Origin of the sequence: Blautia sp. Sow4_E7 (genome assembly GCF_052116245.1) — a bacterium.
GTDB lineage: Bacteria > Bacillota > Clostridia > Lachnospirales > Lachnospiraceae > Blautia_A.
Map to the genome: position 1 here is coordinate 1 of NZ_JBQKLL010000150.1, position 444 is coordinate 444.

Sequence of the window (444 nt, forward strand, 5' to 3'; positions counted from 1 at the left end):
GGTGGGCTTCCTCCGATGATCAAGCGCCAGAGATACTACGAATCTCTGGGACTGGCTGCATAGGCAGTGATATCTTTGAGATAAATGTGTCAACCAATATTGACAATATCAATGTATAATAATTTTTCTATAGTCGATTATCAGAAATCTGAGGATGAAAATAAAGCTATTCAAAAACTGGCTGAACATAGAGATATTAAGTTGATGGTTAAAGAGATTGGCGAGAAATATGGAATAGATATTCAATCTACAGAAGGAAATTCACATTTGGGTGATTTTAGCTATCCCAAGGAAGATGAACAAAAGTTAATTTCTATTCTGGATAGGTATTTAAATGGTCTTATGTCAAGATTTAGTACAGATTAAAATGAGAGGTTCCGCCAGCTAAGCAGCCGGCAGAACATTCACCCTTTCATACAGTTTTTCGAATTCGTCAGGGGACAT

1 protein-coding gene is annotated in these 444 nt (G+C 36.7%); it reads left to right on the forward strand.

Annotated elements, in window-relative coordinates; all coding sequences use genetic code 11:
- Window positions 1-111: 111 nt before the first annotated feature.
- Complete coding sequence (locus ACTQ50_RS19805) at window positions 112-366, forward strand: hypothetical protein (RefSeq protein ID WP_441485580.1); 255 nt, start codon at window positions 112-114, stop codon at window positions 364-366.
- Window positions 367-444 lie beyond the last annotated feature (78 nt).